Annotated in this window: 20 protein-coding genes; 14 read left to right on the top strand and 6 right to left on the bottom strand. The window is 67.9% G+C overall.

From position 1 onward, the window contains the following. Nucleotides 1-20: 20 nt before the first annotated feature. The 7 genes from fdhD to ASD87_RS21845 all read left to right on the top strand — a co-directional run bounded on the left by fdhD (nt 21) and on the right by ASD87_RS21845 (nt 8,427). Nucleotides 21-842, top strand: a complete 822-nt coding sequence (gene fdhD, locus ASD87_RS21875; RefSeq protein ID WP_056326549.1) for a formate dehydrogenase accessory sulfurtransferase FdhD — start codon at nt 21-23, stop codon at nt 840-842. A gap of 18 nt (nt 843-860) precedes the next feature. After that, nucleotides 861-1,118, top strand: coding sequence for a formate dehydrogenase subunit delta (locus ASD87_RS21870; RefSeq protein WP_056326544.1), 258 nt, complete (start codon nt 861-863; stop codon nt 1,116-1,118). Nucleotides 1,119-1,246: 128 nt separating this feature from the next. Beyond that, the gene (locus ASD87_RS21865) at nt 1,247-2,914 is read left to right on the top strand and encodes an OFA family MFS transporter (RefSeq protein WP_056326541.1); all 1,668 of its coding nucleotides are present in this window, start codon (nt 1,247-1,249) and stop codon (nt 2,912-2,914) included. 141 nt (nt 2,915-3,055) lie between these two features. Next, entirely contained in the window at nt 3,056-4,174 is a 1,119-nt protein-coding gene (locus ASD87_RS21860; protein ID WP_056326538.1) for a class I SAM-dependent methyltransferase, read from the top strand. Between the two features lie 135 nt (nt 4,175-4,309). Beyond that, entirely contained in the window at nt 4,310-4,822 is a 513-nt protein-coding gene (locus ASD87_RS21855) for a sigma-70 family RNA polymerase sigma factor (RefSeq protein ID WP_056326536.1), read from the top strand. Beyond that, entirely contained in the window at nt 4,819-5,802 is a 984-nt protein-coding gene (locus ASD87_RS21850) for a FecR domain-containing protein (RefSeq protein ID WP_056326533.1), read from the top strand. Before ASD87_RS21855 ends, ASD87_RS21850 begins: the two co-directional genes overlap by 4 nt. A gap of 150 nt (nt 5,803-5,952) precedes the next feature. Continuing rightward, nucleotides 5,953-8,427, top strand: a complete 2,475-nt coding sequence (locus ASD87_RS21845) for a TonB-dependent siderophore receptor (RefSeq protein WP_056326530.1) — start codon at nt 5,953-5,955, stop codon at nt 8,425-8,427. A 23-nt stretch (nt 8,428-8,450) separates the two neighbouring features. Here ASD87_RS21845 and ASD87_RS21840 read toward each other — a convergent pair whose 3' ends face one another. The 3 genes from ASD87_RS21840 to ASD87_RS21830 all read right to left on the bottom strand — a co-directional run bounded on the left by ASD87_RS21840 (nt 8,451) and on the right by ASD87_RS21830 (nt 12,029). Then, the gene (locus ASD87_RS21840) at nt 8,451-9,695 is read right to left on the bottom strand and encodes an arsenic transporter (RefSeq protein WP_056326527.1); all 1,245 of its coding nucleotides are present in this window, start codon (nt 9,693-9,695) and stop codon (nt 8,451-8,453) included. Between the two features lie 15 nt (nt 9,696-9,710). Continuing rightward, nucleotides 9,711-10,898: an MFS transporter gene (locus tag ASD87_RS21835; RefSeq protein ID WP_235512786.1), complete on the bottom strand. Its 1,188-nt coding sequence runs from the start codon at nt 10,896-10,898 to the stop codon at nt 9,711-9,713. Nucleotides 10,899-11,072: 174 nt separating this feature from the next. Further along, nucleotides 11,073-12,029 carry a GlxA family transcriptional regulator gene (locus ASD87_RS21830; RefSeq protein WP_056326522.1) on the bottom strand — a complete coding sequence of 319 codons (957 nt, stop codon included), beginning with the start codon at nt 12,027-12,029 and terminating at the stop codon, nt 11,073-11,075. A 261-nt stretch (nt 12,030-12,290) separates the two neighbouring features. On the opposite strand from ASD87_RS21830, the gene ASD87_RS21825 reads away from it, so the two are divergent. Together ASD87_RS21825 and ASD87_RS21820 are read left to right on the top strand one after the other, a co-directional pair. Then, nucleotides 12,291-13,049, top strand: a complete 759-nt coding sequence (locus tag ASD87_RS21825; RefSeq protein ID WP_056326519.1) for an SDR family oxidoreductase — start codon at nt 12,291-12,293, stop codon at nt 13,047-13,049. A gap of 52 nt (nt 13,050-13,101) precedes the next feature. Continuing rightward, nucleotides 13,102-14,382, top strand: a complete 1,281-nt coding sequence (locus tag ASD87_RS21820) for an MFS transporter (protein WP_082586394.1) — start codon at nt 13,102-13,104, stop codon at nt 14,380-14,382. On the opposite strand, the gene ASD87_RS21815 is transcribed toward ASD87_RS21820, so the two are convergent. From ASD87_RS21815 to ASD87_RS21805, 3 genes are all read right to left on the bottom strand, one after another. Further along, nucleotides 14,351-15,034, bottom strand: coding sequence for a DUF1345 domain-containing protein (locus ASD87_RS21815; RefSeq protein ID WP_056326517.1), 684 nt, complete (start codon nt 15,032-15,034; stop codon nt 14,351-14,353). The two genes, ASD87_RS21820 and ASD87_RS21815, sit on opposite strands and share 32 nt — an antisense overlap. Before the next feature lie 69 nt (nt 15,035-15,103). Then, nucleotides 15,104-15,628, bottom strand: a complete 525-nt coding sequence (locus tag ASD87_RS21810) for a chromate transporter (protein WP_056326514.1) — start codon at nt 15,626-15,628, stop codon at nt 15,104-15,106. Then, nucleotides 15,625-16,203 (bottom strand): chromate transporter, encoded by a 579-nt coding sequence (locus ASD87_RS21805; RefSeq protein ID WP_056326511.1) that lies wholly within the window; start codon nt 16,201-16,203, stop codon nt 15,625-15,627. The genes ASD87_RS21810 and ASD87_RS21805 overlap by 4 nt, the downstream gene beginning before the upstream one ends. 136 nt (nt 16,204-16,339) lie before the next feature. Between ASD87_RS21805 and ASD87_RS21800 the strand changes: the two genes are divergently transcribed. From ASD87_RS21800 to ASD87_RS21780, 5 genes are all read left to right on the top strand, one after another. Then, nucleotides 16,340-17,272, top strand: coding sequence for a LysR family transcriptional regulator (locus ASD87_RS21800; RefSeq protein ID WP_056326509.1), 933 nt, complete (start codon nt 16,340-16,342; stop codon nt 17,270-17,272). A gap of 78 nt (nt 17,273-17,350) precedes the next feature. Further along, a complete protein-coding gene (gene murI, locus ASD87_RS21795; RefSeq protein ID WP_056326506.1) occupies nt 17,351-18,169 on the top strand; it encodes a glutamate racemase in 819 nt (272 codons plus the stop codon). Between the two features lie 83 nt (nt 18,170-18,252). Beyond that, nucleotides 18,253-18,678, top strand: coding sequence for a universal stress protein (locus ASD87_RS21790; RefSeq protein WP_056326504.1), 426 nt, complete (start codon nt 18,253-18,255; stop codon nt 18,676-18,678). A 9-nt stretch (nt 18,679-18,687) separates the two neighbouring features. After that, a complete protein-coding gene (locus ASD87_RS21785) occupies nt 18,688-19,116 on the top strand; it encodes a universal stress protein (RefSeq protein WP_056326501.1) in 429 nt (142 codons plus the stop codon). A 48-nt stretch (nt 19,117-19,164) separates the two neighbouring features. Beyond that, nucleotides 19,165-20,481, top strand: a complete 1,317-nt coding sequence (locus ASD87_RS21780; RefSeq protein ID WP_056326498.1) for a sorbosone dehydrogenase family protein — start codon at nt 19,165-19,167, stop codon at nt 20,479-20,481. Nucleotides 20,482-20,497 lie beyond the last annotated feature (16 nt).

The raw sequence follows: 20,497 nt of genomic DNA, 5'->3' as shown, positions 1-20,497 counted from the left end.
GACAGCCAGCCAGGGATCCCATGCCTACGCCGACCACCGCCCGCCCCGACTGCACGCCGACCCAGGTCATCCGCGTGCGCTCGGGGGTCATCGCCCCAGACGCCGAGACCGATTACGTGGCCGAGGAAACGCCGGTGGCGCTGGAATTCAACGGCATCAGTCACGCCACCATGCTGGCCACGCCCGCGGACCTGGAGGACTTTGCCGTCGGGTTCTCGCTGTCCGAAGGCATCATCGGCAGCGTGAGCGACGTGCGCGGCATCGATCTGCTGCCGCAGTGCGGCGGCATCGTCGTGCAGCTGGAGATCTCGTCCGCCTGTGAAATGCGCCTGAAGACGCGGCGCCGCGCCATGGCCGGGCGCACGGGTTGCGGCCTGTGCGGCGTGGAAACCCTGCCCGAGGTGCTGCGGCCCGTGGCGCCGGTCGCCAATGGGGCGCCGGTGCGCATCAAGTCGGTGCTGGCCGCCATGCGCGACATGCGCGCGCGCCAGACGCTGCACGACATCACGGGCGCCACGCACGCCGCGGGCTGGGCCGGCGCCGACGGCGCCGTGGCGCTGGTCCGCGAAGACGTGGGCCGCCACAACGCGCTGGACAAGCTGGCCGGCGCGCTGGCGCGCCAGGCGGTCAACGGCGCCGACGGCATCGTCGTGGTGTCCAGCCGCGCCAGCTTCGAGATGGTGCAGAAGACGGCCGCGGCCGGCGTTGCGGTGTTGGCTTCGGTATCCGCGCCCACCGCGCTGGCAATCCGTCTGGCCACCGACGCCAACGTCACCCTGCTGGGCTTCACGCGCGATGGCGACGCCGCCATCTACACCCACCCCGAACGCATCCTTACCTGAACCGGACGCAAGACAGCAATGGAAATCGTCAACCTGATCCGCATGGCCAACCGCATCGGCCAGTTCTTCGACGCCATGCCGGACCGGCCCGAGGCGCTGGAAGGCGTCACCAACCACATCCAGAAATTCTGGGAACCGCGCATGCGCACCGAACTGCTGGATTTCCTGGCGCGCAGCCCGGACGGCGACGCCGGCGAGGAACAGCTGCATCCGCTGGTGCTGCAGGCCGTCACCCAGCATCGCGAGCGCCTGACGCCGCGCGCGCGCGTCGCATAGCGCACCCGGACCGCCCGCGCGGCGGACCACCCGCAGTGGCAGGACAGCAACAGATCCATAAAAGAGGCGGCGGGACCGGGCACTTCCGGCCCACGCACGCTATAAAGCCGCACCCCTGAGGAGACATCATGGAAAGTAGCGCCACCCTGGACCTGCCGGGTTCCCGGCCGGGATTTTTCGACAAAGAACGCACCATCGCGGGACCGGGCTTCTCGCGCTGGCTGGTGCCCCCCGCCGCGCTGGCCATTCACCTCTGCATCGGCATGGCCTACGGCTTTTCGGTATTCTGGCTGCCGCTGTCCAAGGTGGTGGGCGGGGCCAAGCCGCTGGCCTGCCCGCCCGACATGAGCCTCGTGGCCGAACTGTTCACCACGAGCTGCGACTGGAAGATCTCGACCATGGGGTGGATGTACACCCTGTTCTTCGTGCTGCTGGGGTGTTCGGCCGCCTTGTGGGGCGGCTGGCTGGAACGGGCCGGCCCGCGCAAGGCCGGCGTGGTGTCGGCGCTGTGCTGGTGCGGCGGCCTGGTCATCTCGGCCATCGGCATCTACCTGCACCAGATGTGGATGCTGTGGCTGGGCTCTGGCGTCATCGGCGGGATCGGGCTGGGACTGGGGTATATCTCGCCGGTGAGCACGCTGATCAAGTGGTTTCCGGACCGCCGCGGCATGGCAACGGGCATGGCCATCATGGGCTTTGGCGGCGGCGCCATGATCGGCGCGCCGCTGGCCGACATGCTGATGCGCCACTTTGCCACGCCGACCTCGCCGGGCGTCTGGCAGACCTTCCTGACCATGGCGCTGGTGTACTTCATCTTCATGATGTCCGGCGCGCTGGGCTACCGCGTGCCGCCCACCGGCTGGAAGCCCGCCGGCTGGACGCCGCCCGCCAAGCAGGTCAACAACGTCATGATCACGCAGCGCCACGTTCACGTGAAGCGCGTCTGGGGCGTGCCGCAGTTCTGGCTGGTGTGGTGGGCGCTGTGCCTGAACGTCACGGCGGGCATCGGCATCCTGGGGATGGCTTCGCCGCTGCTGCAGGAAGTGTTTGGCGGCGGCCTGATCGACAAACCCGAACTGGGCTTCGGGCAACTCGACAAGGACCAGCTCGCGGCCATCGCCGCGATTGCCGCCGGCTTTACCGGCCTGCTCAGCCTGTTCAACATCGGCGGCCGCTTCTTCTGGGCCAGCCTGTCCGACAAGCTGGGCCGCAAGATGACGTACTTCGTTTTCTTTGTCCTGGGCTTCGTCCTGTACGCCGCCATTCCGTGGACCGCGCACATGGGCGCGCTGGCGCTCTTTGTGGCCGCGTTCTGCGTGATCCTGTCGATGTACGGCGGCGGCTTTGCCACGGTGCCCGCCTACCTGGCCGACCTCTTCGGCACCCAGATGGTCGGCGCCATCCACGGCCGGTTGCTGACCGCGTGGTCCGCGGCGGGCATCTTCGGGCCGGTTCTCGTCAACTACATCCGCGAATACCAGCTGTCCATCGGCGTGCCGCGCGCCCAGGTGTATGACATCACGATGTACATCCTGGCCGGCATGCTGGTCGTGGGCTTCCTGTGCAACCTTGCCATCCGCCCGGTCAACGCCAAGTACTTCATGACCGACGAGGAACTGGCCAAGGAAAAGGCGCTGGCGCACGAGCGCGCCGTGGCCGCCGAAACCCACGGCGTGGGCAGGTCGAACTTCCGCACCCCGCCCGCGCTGATCGCCTTTGCGTGGGCCTGCGTCGGCATTCCCCTGGCCTGGGGCATCTGGATCACGCTGCAAAAGGCCGTCGTGCTGTTCCACTGACCCCGCCATGCCGCGGCGCCCGGTGCGCCGCGCGACGGCTCCAGGGCGCGAAGCTGCTACATTGGCAGCCCGCGCCCTTCTCTTTTATGTGCCTTTCCCCATGATCCTGCCCTTCCCCCCATTCCCCGCCGGAGCGACCTCTTGAACGCGCCCGAACTGCACTGGGAAGAAAACGGCGTCGCCCGCTCGGCGCGCTGGCACTCGGAAACGGGCGCCACGCCGCCCAAACGCGTCATCGTCGCCGACGACACCCTGACCGCGGACATGGCCTACCGCCACGCGTGCGAGGGCGTGGGCCTGCTGTGGCGCGGCGACTTCCAGAACGCGCGCCAGCTGTTGCAGGCCATCACCCGCCGCGTCGACAAGCGTCCGCGCAAACCGGTAGAAACCCAACTTGAGGCCTTCAACCAGCATCGTCAGGTCCAATCGCAGCGCGCCCGCATCCTGGGCATGCTGCTGATTCCCTTCGACGCCGGTCATACCATCCCCCTGCGCCGCGCGCCCGACGCGCATCTGGCCTGCGAAGCCGCGAACGTGCCGGGCGATACGCCCTACGTCGCGTCGCTGCGCGAACTGCTGGGCCTGATCGGCGCCTACGAATGGCGCAGGAAGGGCGTGGAGATTCCGGCCCTGAACAACCGCATCCACCCGCACTACGGCGTGTTCTCGCCGGTGCGCGGCGAATACGTGGATCTGGTCGCCAACACGCCGATGCCGCGCGGCAGCGTGGCCTTCGATATCGGCACGGGCACGGGCGTGCTTGCCGCCGTCATCGCCCGCCGCGGCGGCAAGCGCGTCATCGCCACCGACATGGATCCCCGCGCGATTGCCTGCGTGCGCGAGAACCTGGAACGCCTGGGGTTGTCCGGGCAGGTCGAGGTCGAACAGGCCGACCTCTTCCCCGAAGGCCGCGTGTCGCTCATCGTCTGCAACCCGCCGTGGCTGCCCGCGCGGCCCAGCTCGCCGCTGGAACATGCCGTGTACGACCCGGACAGCCGCATGCTGCGTGGCTTCCTGAATGGATTGAAGGACCATCTGACGCCGAACGGCGAAGGATGGCTGATCCTGTCGGATCTGGCCGAACATCTGGGGCTGCGCACGCGCGAGCAACTGCTTGCGATGATCGAGGCCGCCGGCCTGCGCGTGATCGAAAAACTGGACACGCGGCCGATCCACGGCAAGGCCCGCGACGCGAACGATCCGCTGCATGCGGCGCGGTCCCGGGAGATGACGTCGCTGTGGCGATTGGGTGCGGTTTGAAGGCATACGGATTCCGATGAAAGGTTTGCGGCCCCCGGCGGGTGGGACCGCAACGGCGCGTGAAAAGTATTCGCCACGCGCCGCTGATTGGCTACAATTAGCAATCATTCCCATTAGCATCTGCCAAGCCGACCCGTGCCGCCCGCCCACTTTGCGTCCTCCGCCGAATTCGTCAGCCTGTACCGCGAGCACCACGGCTGGCTGGTGCAGATGCTGCGCCGACGTCTTGCCGGCAATGCCGACAACGCCGCCGATCTGGCCCACGACACGTTCGAACGCGTCATGCGCAGCGAATCGCGCGCCGCGTTTGCCGAGCCGCGCGGTTTTTTGACCACGGTGGCCAAGCGCCTGTTGATCGACCAGTCGCGTCGGCGGGCGATCGAGCAGGCTTATCTTGAGACGCTTGCCGCGCGCAGCGAAGCGGTCGAGCCCAGCCCCGAGACGCATGCGCTGGTGGTCGAGGCGCTGGATGCCGTGTGCCGCATGATGGAGCAGTTGCCGGCGCGCGTGCGCCGGGTTTTCGTGCTGGCGCAGGTGGAAGGCCTGCCCTATCTGGACGTCGCCCGCGAGCTGAGCATTTCGGTGGCGGCCGTGCAGCGCGACATGATCAAGGCGTGGGAACACTGCTACGCGGTGCTGTACGCATGAGCGCCGCCCACGCCGAACGGGTGCACCCGGACATCATCCGGCAGGCGGCGCAGTGGATGATGCGCACCGGAGATGCGCCCGACGCCGCCACGCAAGCCGCCTGTACGCAATGGCGCGAGGCCGACGCGCGCCACGAACTCGCCTGGCAGCGCCTGCAGGGCATCAGCCAGGACCTGAAATCCGCCACCTCCGCCAACCTGGCCGGCGCCGCCGCGGGCCAGACGATCTTGCGCTATTGCGACCAGCGTTCGCGCCGCGGCGCCCTGAAGTGGATGGCGGCCGTCGTCGGCCTGGGCGCCATGGGCTGGTTGGGCGCGCGCGAAGGCGTGTGGGACGGCAGCACCGTGTACCGGACCGCCACGGGCGAGCAGCGCGTCGTGCGCTTGCCCGACGGCACCGTGCTGACGCTGAACACCGATTCCGCCGTGGCGATGCGCTACGACGCGCGGCAACGCCGGATCACACTGCGCAGCGGCGAAATCCTGATCGCCACGGGCCAAGACGACGCGGGCCGGCCGTTTGCCGTCAGCACACCCAATGGCTTGCTGACGCCGCTGGGCACCCGCTTTTCGGTGCTGCAAAAGGATGACGGCCAAGGGGCCACGCACGTCGCGGTCTTTGAAGGCGCGGTGCGCGTGGAGCCGGACTCGCGCGTGCAGCCGCCCCGGGTGGTGCATGCGGGCGAGCAAGCCGAATTCGACCGCAACGCCCTGTCGCCAGTGACCGCGGTGGACGGCGCGGCGCCGGCCTGGACCGAAGGCATGCTGGTGGCGAACCGCATGCGGCTGGACCGGTTCGTGCAAGAGCTGGGCCGCTACCGCCCGGGCATCGTGCGCTGCGACGCCGACGTGGCGCACCGGGAGGTCACGGGCGCATTCCGTATCGACGACACGGACAAGGCGCTGGAGGTGCTGGCCAGCGTGCTGGACCTGAGGCTGCGCTATCGCACGCGCTACTGGGTCACCGTGGGCCGGGCGTGAGCCACCCGTCACCGCAGGCCCCCACCCCGCCCATTCCGACTATTTTGTAACCGCGCCGCAGATTTTCATTTCTGGTTCGTTAGACGAAGAGAAGGCCCCGAGGCGCCCGAGGGCCGCGCTTTTCAATCGACGAATCAGGAAACTCCAGTCATGGCACGACGCCAGTCCCGCTCTCCCCTTGCCTTGTCATCGTCACCGCGCATGCGTTTGCGCCTTGCCGTCCACCTTGCCCTGACGGCAGCCGCCTCGCTGGCCGCCCCGGCCGCGTCGTGGGCGCAGGCCGCGCCCGCCGGCGAGATTGCCTTCGCCATCGCACCCGCCACGCTGGACGTGGCGCTGGGTCAGTTTGGCGTCGCTGCCAAGGTCACGGTGGCGGCCTCGCCAGCGCTGACGCGCGGCGTGCGGACGCAGGGATTGACGGGCCGGTACACGCCCGAGCAGGGACTTGCCCGGCTGCTTGCGGGCACGGGCCTGCAGGCAGTGGCCAACGCCAACGGCGAAGGCTATCAATTGCGGCGCATGCCGCAGGACGCGCCGGGGGTGTCCACGCTGGCGCCGGTGACCGTGACCGGCATGACCGACGATCCGGTCACCGAGGGCACGGGCAGCTACACAAGCCGCGTGGTGACCATCGGCAAGGGCCGCCAGACGCTCAAGGAAATTCCACAGTCGGTCAGCGTGGTCACGCGCCAGCGCATGGACGACCAGAACGCCAACACGCTGGACGACGTGCTGGCCAACAGCACCGGCATGACGCTCTACAAGAGCCCGATGGGCGGCAGCTACGTGTATTCGCGCGGTTTTCGCGTGGACAGCTTTCAGTTCGACGGCGTGAACCGCGACTTTTACTACCCACAGGCCAACAGCTTCACCACCGAGACCGTGACGCTGGACCGCGTGGAAATCATCCGCGGCGCCACGGGCCTGTTGCAAGGCGCCGGCTCGCCCAGCGCGGCCGTCAACCTGGTGCGCAAGCGCCCGCTCGCCGAGCCCCAGGTGCAGATGCTGGCCAGCGGCGGCTCGTGGAACAACTACCGCGCCGACATCGACGCCAGCGCGCCGCTGAACGAAGCCGGCACCCTGCGCGCCCGCGGCGTGGCCAGCTACAACGACCGCGACTACTTCTACGACGAAGCGCAAAGCCGCACCGGCGTGCTGTACGGCGTGCTCAGCTATGACTTCAGCCCGGACACCACCCTGACCGGCGGCGTCAGCTACGAGGAACTGCGTTCCACCCCCTTCTTCCACGGCCTGCCCCACTACAGCAATGGCGACGACATCGGCCTGAAGCGGTCGACCTCGCTGGGCCAGGACTGGAACCGCTGGAACGGCAAGCAGACCACCGTCTTTGCCGAACTGGCGCACCGCTTCAACAAGGACTGGTCGTTCAAACTGACGGGCACGTCCTCGCAGGAATCCAACGATTCGAAGTACGCGTTCACGGAAGGCGCCGTGAACCCGGAGACGGGCCTGGGTCCCATGCTGTACGCGGGCCTGTTCGACATGTCCACGCGCAACAAGGCGCTGAATCTGGACGTGGACGGCTCCTTCGAAGCGCTGGGCCGCAAGCATTCGGTGAGCTTCGGCGCCAGCATCAACGAGCTCACCAGCAAGAACGATTTTGCGTTGAATCGCCTGAATCGCGCCGTGAACGTGTGGAACCCGGATCATCATGTGCCGGAGCCCACCGATGACTGGATGCGCGAAAACGCCTACCGCAGCGCGGCCACGATCGTGAAGATGAAGCAGACGGGCGTCTACGGCGTCGGCCGCTTCAGCCTGGCCGACCCGCTGACGCTGGTGGCGGGCGCGCGGGTTAGCTGGTACGAAAACACCAGCCGCTATCGCGACAGCGGCGAGCAATACGTCGATCCGTACAAGGACAACGGCGTCGTCACCCCCTACGGCGGCCTGATCTACGCGTTCAATCCCCAATGGTCCGGCTACGTCAGCTACGCGCAGATCTTCGAGCCTCAGAATGCGGTGGACGCATCCGGCAAGGTGCTCGATCCCATCGTGGGCAAGAACTACGAGATCGGCCTTAAGGGCGAGCTGATGGACGGCCGCGTGAACACGTCCATCGCGCTCTTTCGCGTCGATCAGAAGAACCGCGCGCAAGAGGATCTGACCAGCGTGTGCGCGACGGGCGACATCTGCTACCTGTCGAGCGGCAAGGTGCGCAGCCAGGGCCTGGACGCCGAGATCAGCGGCGAAGTGGCGCCGGGCTGGCAGCTGTTCGCGGGCTACACCTTCAATACGCTGAAGTTCCTGGACGACACGCAGGTCACCAACACCAACTTCGCCCGCACGGTCACGCCCAAGCACATCCTGCGCCTGTGGTCCGACTACCGCCTGCCGGGCGAACTGTCGGCGTGGTCGCTGGGCGCGGGCGTGAACTACCAGACGGGCAGCTACACGGAAACGCGGTCGGTGCGCGTCTCGCAAGGGGCTTACGCGGTGTGGAATGCGCGCGTCGGGTATCAGATCAACAAGAACTGGTCGGCCGCATTGAACGTGAACAACATCTTCGACAAGACCTACTACCAGACCATCGGCGCGCCGGGCTGGGGCAGCTTCTACGGCGATCCGCGCAACGCCACCCTGACGGTGCGCGGCACATTCTGAAATGGGCGCGCGCCTGCGCGATGTCAGCTGAACACGTGCAGCGCGCCCAGCGCCAGGATCAGCGCCGGCGGCATGACCACGATGCCCAGCCGCAGGAAACTGAGCGCGCTGATGTGCATGCCCTCGCGGCGCACCGCCAGCAGCCACAGCAGGGTCGCAAGCGATCCGCTGACGGACAGGTTGGGGCCCAGGTCGATCCCGATCAGCAGCGCTGCAGTGGTGGCGCTGGGCAGGTCGGCCATGCGCGCCAGCGTGCCCGCCATCAGCCCGGCCGGCAGATTGTTGATGACGTTGCCCGATAGCGCGGCGCCCACGCCGCCGGCCCATAGCGCCGCGTCGGCGGACAGGCTGCGCATCAGGTTCGCCAGGTCTTGCAGCACGCCGCTCGCGGCCATGCCCTCGACCAGCACGAAAAGCCCCGCGACCAACGGCAGCACGCCCCACGCCACGCCTTTGATGAGGCGAATCGGGCTGGATCGCGTGACCGCCAGCACCAGCGCGGCCGACACGCAGCCGGCGATCAGCGTGGGCAAGCCCAGCCGCTGGCCAAGCGCCGAGGTGATGAGCAGCGTGCCCGCGGTGATGGCCACGCCCAGCGCAGCCATGCGCAGCGGCAAGGTCATGGGCGGCAGCGGCGGCGACGGCTTCAAGGGCTGGCGCAGGTCATGGCGAAACACCAGCCGCAACGTCACGTAGGTGGCGCCGATGGCCAGGGCGGACGGCAGGGCAAAGTGCGCCAGCCACGGCCCCAACGCAGGCATGCGGTCGCCGAACACGACCAGGTTGGCCGGATTCGAGATCGGCAGCACGAAGCTGGCTGCATTGGCGATAAAGGCGCAGACATACAGATACGGCAACGGCGGCGCGCCGACGACACGCGTCACCGCATAGACGGCAGGCGTCAGCACGACGGCCGTGGCGTCGTTGGACAGCAGCACGGTAACCCCGGTGCCCACCAGGAACACCAGGTCGAACAGCCGCCGCGCTGACCCGGCGGCGTGATCGGCCGCCAGCACGGCCACCCAGTCGAACAGGCCGGCCTGCCGGGCGACCTCCGCCACCAGCATCATGCCGATCAGGAACAGATAGACGTCGGTGCCTTCCAGAATGGCGCCGCCGGCCTGCCGCGCAGGCAGCAAGCCCAGCACCACCAGGGCGACCGCGCCGGCCGTTGCCCACACGTACTCGGGCAGCCGCCAGGGACGAAAGAGAATGGCCATGGTGGTCGCGGCGGCAATCAACCAGATCACGGCATTGGATAGCGACATGCTTTCAGGAACGCATCAAGGAAGGGAAGAGGAAGCCGGCGCGGGGGCCGATGCGGCGGACCCGCGCGTCTCCGGCAAGACCAGCAGGGTCACGCAGGCCAGCGCGGCAATGCCGGCCAGCGCAAGAAACGCTGCACTGTAACCCGCGTGCTGAACGATCACGCCGGCGAGCCCGTTGCTCAGCGCGGCGCCGATGCCGAATACCGTGGTGACGGCGCCCAGGCTGGCGTTGAAGCGGCCCGTGCCCTGGGTGAGGTCCAGCACCATCAAGGGCAGGACGGCGCCGAAGATGCCCGCGCCAATGCCGTCGAGCAACTGCACGCCCACCAGCCACGCGGTGTCGTCGGAAAACGTGTACAGCACGCCTCGCAGCGGCAGGATGAGAAACCCGATCAGCAGCAACGGCTTGCGCCCCCATTGGTCTGCGTACCGCCCCACGGCCATCGCGGCGGGAATCATCACGAACTGCGCCGCGACGATGCAGACGGCGGTCAGCGGCGTGGCGAGCGCCGGATTTGCCAGGGCGAGCTTTTGCCCGACCAGCGGCAGCATGGCGGCGTTGGCCAGGTGAAACAGCGCGCAGCTCAAGGCCAGCAGCAAGAGCGGCCGGTTCGAGAGCAACTGGCGCAGCGGCACGGGGTGCGCATGCGCCGTCGCATTGGGGCTCGCTTCCAGCCCGCGCGCCTTGTCCGGATCGATATGCGCGGGGATGCGCAGGGTGGCCGCCAGGCTGGCCAGCGCCATCGCCGCCATCAGGTAGAACACCGCGACCGGTCCCCACACGTACGCCAGCCCGCCCGCCAGCAGCGCCGCAAAGCCGTTGCCGGCGTGATTGAACGATTCATTGCGCGCGATGCGCGCCGTGAAGGCGCGGGCCGTGGTCAGCCCGAGCGTGATGCCGGCAATGGCGGGCGCGAACACCGACGACGCGACGCCGGCGACGGCTTGAGTCAGCGTGACCCAGGCGAAGTTCGGGCTGGCCAGGACGGCCATGCACGCCACCGTCACCACCACGGCGGCGGCGATCAGCAGCGCGCGCTTGTTCGACGCGCGGTCCACCAGCGCGCCCGCCGGGGTCTGCGCCGCCAGCGCGGCCAGCCCGGAGATCGTCATGACAAGCCCGATGCTGTCGGGCCGCCAATGGTGGACGGCGAGCAGGTAGATTGCCAGGTAAGGCCCAAGTCCATCCCGCACATCGGCCACGAAAAAATTCAGCCAATCGAGAGGACGCGTCGCGGGTGATGGAGAGTGCAAGGCAACCGTGTGAACGTGGATACCGCATGCGCGGCTAGCGGGAATGGCGCATGTTAGATCACAACGATCCGGGAGTCAGCGACATTGCGCTACGGCGCCCGCGCGTTCAACTCAATGACAGTTTCACGGCGGCGGCGGGTCATCCGGCGCGGTCATTCGCCCCGCGCGCCGCACCCCGCTGGGCGGCTGGCCATAGGCGCGCAGGAACGCCCGCCGCATGCGGTTGCGGTCGGCAAAGCCGGTGTCCCGCGCCACGATGTCCAGCGAATGCCGTCCGGCTTCAAGCATGGCGCGAGCCGCCTCCAGCCGCAGCAGCTCCACCACCTTGGCGGGGGAATGCCCCGTCTCCTCGCGGAACACACGGCTGAACTGCCGCGGCGACAGGCGCGCCGCCTCGGCCAACTCGTCCACCGTCAAGGGATTACGCAGGTGTTCCTTGGCATAGACCAGCGCCCGTTGCACCCGGTCGGAGCGCGGTTCCAGTTCCAGCAAGGCGGAAAACTGGGATTGGCCGCCCGGGCGCCGGTGATAGACGACCAGCCGCCGTGCCACATCGCGGGCTAGCGCCGCGCCGTGGTCGTCTTCGATCAGCGCCAGGGCGAGATCGATGGCGGCCGACATGCCGGCGGACGTCCAGATGTTGCCGTCACGCACGAAAATGCGGTCGGGGTCGACGCGCACCTCGGGAAAACGGTCCTGAAGAGTGCGTGCATGCGCCCAATGGGTGGTGGCCGTGCGGCCATTCAAGAGACCCGACTCGGCCAAGACAAAGGCGCCCGTGCACACGCCCGCGACCCGCCGCGCTTCGGTGGCGGCGCGCGCCATGTAGCGCGCCAGGCCGGGCGTGATTGGCCGGGGCATCAACTCGCCCGCCACGATCAGGGTGTCGGGCATGACGCCCAGGGCCACCGTCTCGATGCCCGCGTTCATGGTCGAGCGGATGATGCCGCCTCCTTCCGACAGGATGGTCACGCGGTATCCGTCGCGCTCCAGCGCGATGTTGGCGAACTCGAAGGCCGCCAGCGCGGCCAGGCCCATCACCTGGAAACCGTCTTCGAGAATGAGGCCGATCTGGCGCATGCGCGTATCCGTGACAGTAATTGACGGATATAGGCTATTAAAGCCATCGGCAGACGTCAATGAGCGAATCGTTTCTAAGGCGACAACCTCCCCATTCCACGGGAAGCTTTTCAGTCCGGCCGCCAGCCTGGACCAAGCCTTGCAGAACCTTATGTCTTAAATCGACGCTTTATTGACATTTGAGACAAAACCGATCTGCCGCATAGTGGCTGCACCGCGATCTGATTCCAATGCAGACGCTCCCCCCACCGAGGCACCCGCATGCAACTGACCCAGAACACCATCTTCATCACCGGCGGCACCTCCGGCATCGGCCGCGCGCTGGCCGTCGCCCTTCACGACCTGGGCAACAAGGTCATTGTCGCCGGCCGCCGGGAGGCGCTGCTGGACGACATCGCCGCAGCGCATCCGGGCATTGACGGTATCGCGCTGGATATCTCCGACGCCCAGGACATCGAGCGCGTCGCCAAGACGCTGATCGCAACATATCCGTCGCTGAACGTGCTGATCAATAACGCCGGCATCATGCCGTTCGACGACCCCTCGTCCACGATCGACGACGCCGTGTCGCAGCGGATCCTGGAAACGAATCTGCTGGGTCCGATCCGCCTCACGTCCGCGCTCATCGAGCATCTGAAGGGCCAGGCGCGCGCGACGATCATTCACAACACGTCGATCCTCGCCTACGTGCCGATCGCCTCGAACGCGGTGTATTCCGCCTCCAAGGCCGCGCTGCATTCGTACGCGCTGTCGCAACGGTTCATGCTGCGCGACACCAACATCACGGTGCAGGAAATTGCCCCGCCGTGGGTCGATACGGACCTCATCAAGAAAAGCGGCGATCCGCGCGCCATGCCGCTGGATGCGTTCATCGCCGAGACGATGCAAGGGCTGGGGTCCGACGCGCCCGAGGTGCTGGTCCAGGCCATTCGCCCGCTGCGCGACAACCCTGGGTCGAATGAGCACGCCTTCGTGCATGCGTTCAACCAAAGCCTGGTGGACGAACCGATTCCGGTCTGACGCGGCCGGCACGCGGCGCCCCCGTGGGCGCCGCCCCCTCTGGAAAGATCCCATGACAACAAAATTGGATATCGCAAGCTCCGGGCCGGCGGGCACAGCCGCGGCAGCGAGCCGCAGCGCAGAACTGCTGCCGGCCGGCTTTCTGGCGCTCGGCACCTTCGCCATCGGCACGGAAGGTTTCATGATTGCACCGCTTTTGCCGACGATGGCGGCGGATTTCCGTATGACGGTCCCGCAGATGGCGTCGCTCATCGTGGTGTTCACGCTGACGCTGGCGGTCAGCTCGCCCATCATGACCGTCCTGACCGCACGTTGGAATCGCCGCGCGGCCCTGCAGCTCGCCATGGGATTGTTCGCTTTGGGCAACGTGCTTGCTGCCTGGTCGCCCACCTTCTGGACGCTGATGACGGCGCGGGTCGTCATGGCGGTGGCAGCTGGCTTGTACGTGCCCGGCGCAAATGCGCTGGCCGGCGTAATCGTAGCGCCTGAAAGGCGGGGCAAGGCGCTGGCCATCGTCAGCGCCGGCATGACGTTGGCCATTGCGCTAGGCCTGCCGCTGGGCGCGGTGGCCGGTCACTTTCTGGGCTGGCGCGCCACATTCTCCATCGTCGCGGTGATGAGCCTGGTGGCCATCGCCGGCATCGGGGTGGGCATCGCCGCCGATGCAGGAACAGGTATTGCGGTCGCAACGTTTCGGCAGCGTCTTGCAGTCGTGCGCCAACCGTCGATACTGCGATTGCTGTCGGTCAGCCTTTTCTGGGCGATTGGCGCGTTCACGGCATACCCGTTCCTCGCACCGTACTTGGCAAGCGTGCTGGGATTTCGAGACGCCGCCATCAGCGCGACGATATCGCTCTGGGGCGTGGCGGCCGCGCTCGGCGTGACAACGGGCGGTGCGCTGACCGACAGGCTGGGCGCAAATCGCGTGGTACAGGTGTCGCTGACCATGCTGGGACTGGCGTTCCTGGGATTGTCGCTGGCAACGGCGCTGCCTGCGTCCGCCGCGCGAGCCCCCGTGTTGATCGCCGTGTTCCTGTGGGGCTTCACAGTCTGGTCATTCTTTCCCGCGCAGATGGCACGCCTTATCGGCGCGGGGGCCCCGGGACACGCGCCGGTTGCACTGGCGTTGAATACGTCGACGATGTATTTCGGCTTTTCGGTGGGCAGCGCGCTGGGCGCCGCCATCCTTGGCGCCGGTGCAATTTGGGCAATTGGACTGGTGGCCGCGATGGCGCAGGCCGCGGCGTTTGTGTGGGATAAGCGCCGCCAGACTCCGGGGCAGGACGCAGCACCCCTCGATCCTACGCCCGCCCCGCCGCCACGTTCACGCTGATCGCGATGATGAACACGTTGAAGAAGAACGCGATGACGCCGTGCGTCATCGCCATGCGGCGGCACCGGCGGTTGACGATCTGCACGTCCGACACCTGGAAGGTCATGCCCAGCACCAGCGAGAAATACGCGAAGTCCCAGTAGTCGGGCTCTTCCGTGCCCGGAAAATCCAGGCCCTTGTGCATGGCGTTCTCATGGCCGTAGTACCCGTGCGCATAGTGCAGCGCGAAGATCATGTTCATGTAGAGCCACGACAGCACGATGGTCACGGCCGCGGCCAGCATGTCGACAACCGCGCCCACATTGTTCTGCGCGCGCATTTCCACCCACAACGAGACCAGCACCATGCAGGACAGCGCGACGCTGCTCCAGAGGACGCCGCCGCGGCCAACGTCGTGCTGGCGGGCGTGCCGGCGCATGGCGGCGGCGCTGGTGCGTCCGAACACCCGGACGGTCAGGATCAGGAAGATCAGCGCCCCGGCGTCAAAGCCCAGCAGGATGGCCAGGCTGGGCGGCAGGCCGGCTGCGTACAGCCCGCCCGCGACCGCGAGCAGCAGGCCGGCGCACAGCATCAGCCGGCGATGGGCATGGAAGAACGGCAGCCGGTCGGCATTCGAGGCGTTTCCGGCGCTGTCATCTTTGAGCGGCTGCATGGCGGGCTCCTGTCTGCGCCGCGGGGCCGGGGCGTGTTGCCCGTGGCGGCCCCGCGATAGGTCCCTACGCTAACCGATACCCAGCAAACCGGCCAGCGCGCCGCCGAACAGCAGCCACAGCGGATGTATGCGCGTGCCGCTGCCCAGGATGGCGACGACGGCGGTGATCGCGCCCAGCAGCCAGGTGTGCACGGACGCCTCGGTGATGAGCGAGGCGCTGGCGGCGACCAGCCCCACGGTCATGGGGAAGATGCCCGCCTGGATGACGCCGCGCCACGGGCGGTCCTTGAATTTTTCCCAGAGGCCCAGCGCGAAGACGGTGATGAGCGACGACGGGCCGAACTTGGCGATGGTCGTGGCCAGCAGGCCCGGCAGGCCGGCGACGTGCCAGCCGACCAGCGTGACGACCATCAGGTTGGGCCCCGGCGCGGCCTGGCCCAGCGCAAAGAGCGCGGAGAAGTCGGCGGCCGTCATCCAGCCGTGGACCTCGACGACCTGGCGCTGCATCTCGGGCAGGATGGTGTTGCCTCCGCCGAAGGCCAGCACGGACAGTTCGGAAAAAATGAGGACGAGGGCGACCAGCGTATGGATCATCGGCGTTGCCTCCAGACCATCAGGATGCTGAGCGGCGTCAGCACCAGCATCGTGGGCAGAAGCGGGATGCGCAGGACGGCGATGGCGATGAAACAGGCGGTGGCGACCACACCCGCAAGCCAGTCGCGGCGCTTGACGACCGGCATGCCGATCTTGACCGCCATGGAGATCAGCAGCCCGGCCGCGGCCGCCGCCAGGCCGGCAAACAGATGCTGGATGTCGGGATCGTTCTGGAAACGGTCATAGACCATGCCCAGCATGACGACGATGATGGACGGCGCGAGGATCAGGCCCATCAGCGCGGCGAACGCGCCGCGCGGGCCGCGGAATTTCATGCCCAGGGCGACGGACAGGTTGATGATGTTGCCGCCCGGCAGGAATTGGCACAGGCCCAGCAGTTCGGTGAATTCGGCGCCGGTCAGCCAGCGGTGCTTTTCGACGACCATGCGCCGCGCCAGGGGCAAGGCGCCGCCGAAGGCGGTCAGGCCCAGCATCAGAAAACCGTGGAACAGCTGGCCGCAAGTGGGGGGAGGCCGTAAGCCGGCCTCGTCGGTGGAGAGTGCTGCGTTCGTCATTATTGTGGCCGGCGCGGAACCGGCTAAGGGAGCTGGCGCGGGAAACGCGCCAGGGATGGATCACGAGATTGCAGGCTACTCCTCGCGTCAGATAATGTCTAATATATGACTCGTCAAAAACTCATATCCACAGAATATGGCAAGCGTTGATTTGCGGCTGTTGCGGTACTTCCTGGCCGTCGCCGAGGAATCCCATCTGACCAAGGCCGCGGCCCGGCTGGGCATCCGCCAGCCGCCCCTCAGCCAGCAGATCCGCGTGCTGGAGGCGGAGCTGGGCGTGACGCTCTTTCACCGGCTGCCGCGCGGCATGGAGCTCACCGAAAGCGGGCGCGCGCTGCTGGAAGACGCGCGCAACATCATCGCGCTGGTGGACCAGGCCGTGGATGGCGTGCGGCGCGTGTCGCAGGGCGAGGCGGGCCGCTTGACGGTGGGGTTCACGGGCTCGGCGGCGTTTCATCCGTTCGTGCCGTCGGTCATCCGGCGCTTCCGCGAAAGCGCGCCGCACGTGCATCTGGTGCTTGAAGAAAGCAGCACGGGCGAGCTGCGCGAGGCGGTCGCCGAGGGGCGCATCGATGTCGCGTTCATCCGCGGCGCGCATGGCGCGGACCCGGGCGTGCAGATGGAAACCGTGCTCGAGGAAGCCATGCTGGCGGCCTTTCCGGCCGACCACCCGGCCGTCAGGGGCCGCGCGCGCAAGCGCATCTCGCTGTCGGAGCTGGCGGACGAATCGCTGATCCTGTACCGGCGTCACAGCGGCCCGGGGCTGTACGACGCCATCATCAGCGCATGCCGCGCCGAGGGATTCAGCCCCCGCGTCACGCAGGAAGCGCCGCGAATGCTTTCCACCCTGAGTTTTGTCGCCGCGGGACTGGGCGTGTCGCTGGTGCCCGCGTCGCTGCGCCGCGTGAACATCGAGGGCGTGGTGTACGTCAGCGTCACCCATCCGGCGGCGTTGCGCGCGCCGCTGAACCTGATCTGGCGCGACGCGCCCCTGTCCGGCGCCGCCCGCAAGCTGATCGACGAAGCGCGGCGCCAGCGCGACGAACCCCGGCCGGGCGAAAGCCCCTGACGCGGGGCCGCCTTCGGTCCGCCCTGCCCCGGCGCTACACTTGCCGCCACCGCATCCTGCAATGACCCCCGACTTTCCATGCATTCCGAATCCCCCATCGGCGTATACGACTCAGGCGTCGGCGGGCTGAGCGTCGTCCGGGCGATCCGCGACCTGCTGCCCCACGAGCCGCTACTCTACGTGGCGGACTCCGCCCATGTGCCCTACGGGGAAAAGACCCAGGCCTTCGTCGAGCAACGCGCCTGCGCCATCGCGGACTACTTCGTGTCGCAGCGCGCCCGCGCCATGGTGGTGGCCTGCAACACCGCCACGGCCGCGGCGATCGCGCTGCTGCGCAAGCGCCATCCGGCGCTCATCATCATCGGCGTCGAACCGGCCATCAAGCCCGCCGCGCACCTGACGCACACGGGCGTGGTGGGCGTCTTCGCCACGACCGGGACGCTGGCCAGCCCCAAGTTCGCCGCGCTGGTGCAACGCGAGGCACCCGAGGTTCGCATCGTGCTGCGGCCCTGCCCGCAATGGGTGCGGCTGGTCGAGCAAGGCTTGCTCTCGGGCCCCGAAGCCGCCGAGGCCGTGCGCGGGCCGGTCGCCGAACTGCGCGAGGCCGGGGCGGACGTGCTGGTGTTGGGCTGCACGCACTTTCCTTTCCTGCGCGACGTGATCCAGGACGCCGCCGGGCCCGGCGTGCCGCTCTTGGAGACGGGCGCCCCGGTGGCCCGCTGGCTGCGCCACCAGCTGCATGAACGCGGCCTGCTGGCGATCCAAGGCCCGGGCGCCCTGCAATTGCAGACCACGGGCGACGCCGACGCGCTGGCGCAGCTGGCAAGCCGCCTGCTGGGTACGCCCATGCCGGCCGGCACGGTGCCCGACGCGTGGCGGGGACTGCGCCCCGCTTGATCTGCCGCAGCGCCCGGAGGCGCCGGCGGGGCGAATGTGAGATACAGTGGAACGCACGCCCCCACGGCCCGCAAGGAGACGCCATGAAACGCATCCTGATTCCCGTCGATGGTTCGGAAACTTCCCTGAACGCGGTCAAGGCGCTGCTCGATGCGCGCCGCTACGACCCGGTCGAACGCGTGGACCTGCTGACGGTCCAGATGCCCTTGAAGGCCGGCGCGTTCGGCAGCGGCCTGTCGCAGGAAGAGATCGATGCCTATCACCACGAGGAAGGCGAGGCCGCGGTGCAGGCCGCCAGCGCGCTGCTGACGCAGGCCGGCGTCCCGTTCGACATACACATCGAGGCCGGCGCGGCTGCCGAGACCATTACGCGCGTGGCCGATGAAACCGGCGCCCACGAGATCTTCATGGGGACACGCGGCCTGGGTTCGGTGTCGGCGCTTTTCATGGGGTCGGTCGCCACGGGCGTGCTGTCCCTGACCGAACTGCCTGTCACGCTGGTCAAGTAAGGAGCCGCCATGCTGAACATTCTCGTTCCCGTCGACGGCTCCGACAACGCGGACCGCGCCATCGACTATGCCCGCCGCCTGGCGCAGGGCGCAACATCCGCGCGCATCCACCTCATCAACATCCAGACACCGCCGCGCGGGCGCGCCGGGTTGTCGCGCCTGATCACGCAGGACATGATCGACGATTTCTACGCCCGCGAAGGCCGCGAAGCCACCGAAGCCGCGCGCAAGCTGCTGGACACGGCCGGCGTGGACTACGTCAGCCATGTGATCTTTGGCAACGCGCCCGCCGAAATCGCCGGCTATGCGCAGGACCACCGCTGCGCCCGCATCGTCATGGGCACGCGCGGCAACGGCAAGCTGACCAACATCCTGATCGGCTCGGTGGCCAATCAGGTGGTGCAGCTGGCGCAGGTGCCGGTCACACTGGTGAAGTAAGCCCGCCTGGGTATGATGGGGCGAATTGCAAGCCCTGGAATCCCCATCATGGTCCACCTGCGTTTCGCGCTGGCGGCCGCCCTGGCGCTGACGTTGCTCAGCGCCTGCGGCGAGGTCGCCAAGCTGCCCGTCGAAGCCGGCATGGGGCCCACGCCTCAGCTGCCGCCCCCCAACACCACACTCATCCCCACGGTGAACACGGCCAAGGCCGTGGGCTGGAAGCCGGGCGCGCAGCCGCAGCCCGCGGACGGCCTAACCGTGACGGCGTTCGCCACCGGGCTGGATCATCCGCGCTGGCTGTACGTGCTGCCCAATGGCGACGTGCTGGTCGCCGAGACCAACGCGCCGCCCAAGCCCGAAGACGCGCCGGGCGGCATCAAGCAATGGGCCGCCGGCCTGGTGATGAAACGCGCGGGCGCCAAGACCGACAGCGCCAACCGCATCACGCTGCTGCGCGACGCCGATCACGACGGCGTGGCGGAAACGCGCACGACGCTGCTGGAAGGATTGAATTCGCCGTTCGGCATGGCGCTCGTCGGCAACCAGCTGTACGTGGCGAATGCCGACGCCGTCGTGCGCTTTCCCTTCGAACCGGGCCAGACGCGCATCACGGCGCCGGGCGTCAAGGTCACCGACCTGCCCGCCGGCCTGAACCACCACTGGACCAAAAACCTCATCGCCAGCCCGGACGGATCCCGGCTGTATGTGTCTGTGGGGTCCAACAGCAACGCGGGCGAGAACGGCATGGACATCGAGGAAGGCCGCGCCGCCATCTGGGAGCTGGACGTGGCCAGCGGGCAAAAGCGGCTGTACGCCACGGGGCTGCGCAATCCGGTCGGCATGGCCTGGGCCCCGGACGGCAAGACGCTGTGGACGGCCGTCAACGAGCGCGACGAGCTGGGCAGCGACCTCGTGCCGGACTACATGACCTCGGTGCGCGACGGCGGCTTCTATGGCTGGCCGTATAGCTACTTCGGGCAGCACGTCGATACGCGCGTGCAGCCGCCGCGGCCCGATCTCGTCGCGCAGACAATCGTGCCCGATTACGCGCTGGGCCCGCACACCGCATCGCTCGGCCTGGCGTGGTCGGGCGGGACCACGTTGCCCGAGCCCTATGCCCACGGCATGTTCGTGGGCCAGCACGGTTCGTGGAACCGCGATCCGCGCAGCGGCTACAAGGTGATCTTCGTGCCCTTCGACCAGAACCAGCCCGGCGGGCCGGCCAAGGACGTGCTCACCGGCTTTCTGGACGAGTCCGGCCAGGCGCAGGGCCGGCCGGTGGGCGTGGCGATCGACAAGCAGGGCGGCCTGCTGGTGGCGGACGACGTTGGCAATGTGGTCTGGCGCGTGGCCGCCAAACCGTAGACGCGCCCCCGCGCAG

The sequence above is a fragment of the Achromobacter sp. Root170 genome (genome assembly GCF_001428165.1).
Taxonomy (GTDB): Bacteria; Pseudomonadota; Gammaproteobacteria; order Burkholderiales; family Burkholderiaceae_B; genus Achromobacter; species Achromobacter mucicolens.
Note: the sequence above shows the minus strand (reverse complement) of the source record. Positions and strands in the feature narration are given on the sequence as shown.

Bases quoted from the DNA above. Each gene is read 5' to 3' on its own strand.
- fdhD (WP_056326549.1), top strand. From the start codon at position 21: ATGCCTACGCCGACCACCGCCCGCCCCGACTGCACGCCGACCCAGGTC.
- ASD87_RS21870 (WP_056326544.1), top strand. From the start codon at position 861: ATGGAAATCGTCAACCTGATCCGCATGGCCAACCGCATCGGCCAGTTC.
- ASD87_RS21865 (WP_056326541.1), top strand. From the start codon at position 1,247: ATGGAAAGTAGCGCCACCCTGGACCTGCCGGGTTCCCGGCCGGGATTT.
- ASD87_RS21850 (WP_056326533.1), top strand. From the start codon at position 4,819: ATGAGCGCCGCCCACGCCGAACGGGTGCACCCGGACATCATCCGGCAG.
- ASD87_RS21845 (WP_056326530.1), top strand. From the start codon at position 5,953: ATGGCACGACGCCAGTCCCGCTCTCCCCTTGCCTTGTCATCGTCACCG.
- ASD87_RS21840 (WP_056326527.1), bottom strand. From the start codon at position 9,695: ATGTCGCTATCCAATGCCGTGATCTGGTTGATTGCCGCCGCGACCACC.
- ASD87_RS21830 (WP_056326522.1), bottom strand. From the start codon at position 12,029: ATGCGCCAGATCGGCCTCATTCTCGAAGACGGTTTCCAGGTGATGGGC.
- ASD87_RS21825 (WP_056326519.1), top strand. From the start codon at position 12,291: ATGCAACTGACCCAGAACACCATCTTCATCACCGGCGGCACCTCCGGC.
- ASD87_RS21820 (WP_082586394.1), top strand. From the start codon at position 13,102: ATGACAACAAAATTGGATATCGCAAGCTCCGGGCCGGCGGGCACAGCC.
- ASD87_RS21815 (WP_056326517.1), bottom strand. From the start codon at position 15,034: ATGCAGCCGCTCAAAGATGACAGCGCCGGAAACGCCTCGAATGCCGAC.
- ASD87_RS21810 (WP_056326514.1), bottom strand. From the start codon at position 15,628: ATGATCCATACGCTGGTCGCCCTCGTCCTCATTTTTTCCGAACTGTCC.
- ASD87_RS21805 (WP_056326511.1), bottom strand. From the start codon at position 16,203: ATGACGAACGCAGCACTCTCCACCGACGAGGCCGGCTTACGGCCTCCC.
- ASD87_RS21800 (WP_056326509.1), top strand. From the start codon at position 16,340: ATGGCAAGCGTTGATTTGCGGCTGTTGCGGTACTTCCTGGCCGTCGCC.
- murI (WP_056326506.1), top strand. From the start codon at position 17,351: ATGCATTCCGAATCCCCCATCGGCGTATACGACTCAGGCGTCGGCGGG.
- ASD87_RS21790 (WP_056326504.1), top strand. From the start codon at position 18,253: ATGAAACGCATCCTGATTCCCGTCGATGGTTCGGAAACTTCCCTGAAC.
- ASD87_RS21785 (WP_056326501.1), top strand. From the start codon at position 18,688: ATGCTGAACATTCTCGTTCCCGTCGACGGCTCCGACAACGCGGACCGC.
- ASD87_RS21780 (WP_056326498.1), top strand. From the start codon at position 19,165: ATGGTCCACCTGCGTTTCGCGCTGGCGGCCGCCCTGGCGCTGACGTTG.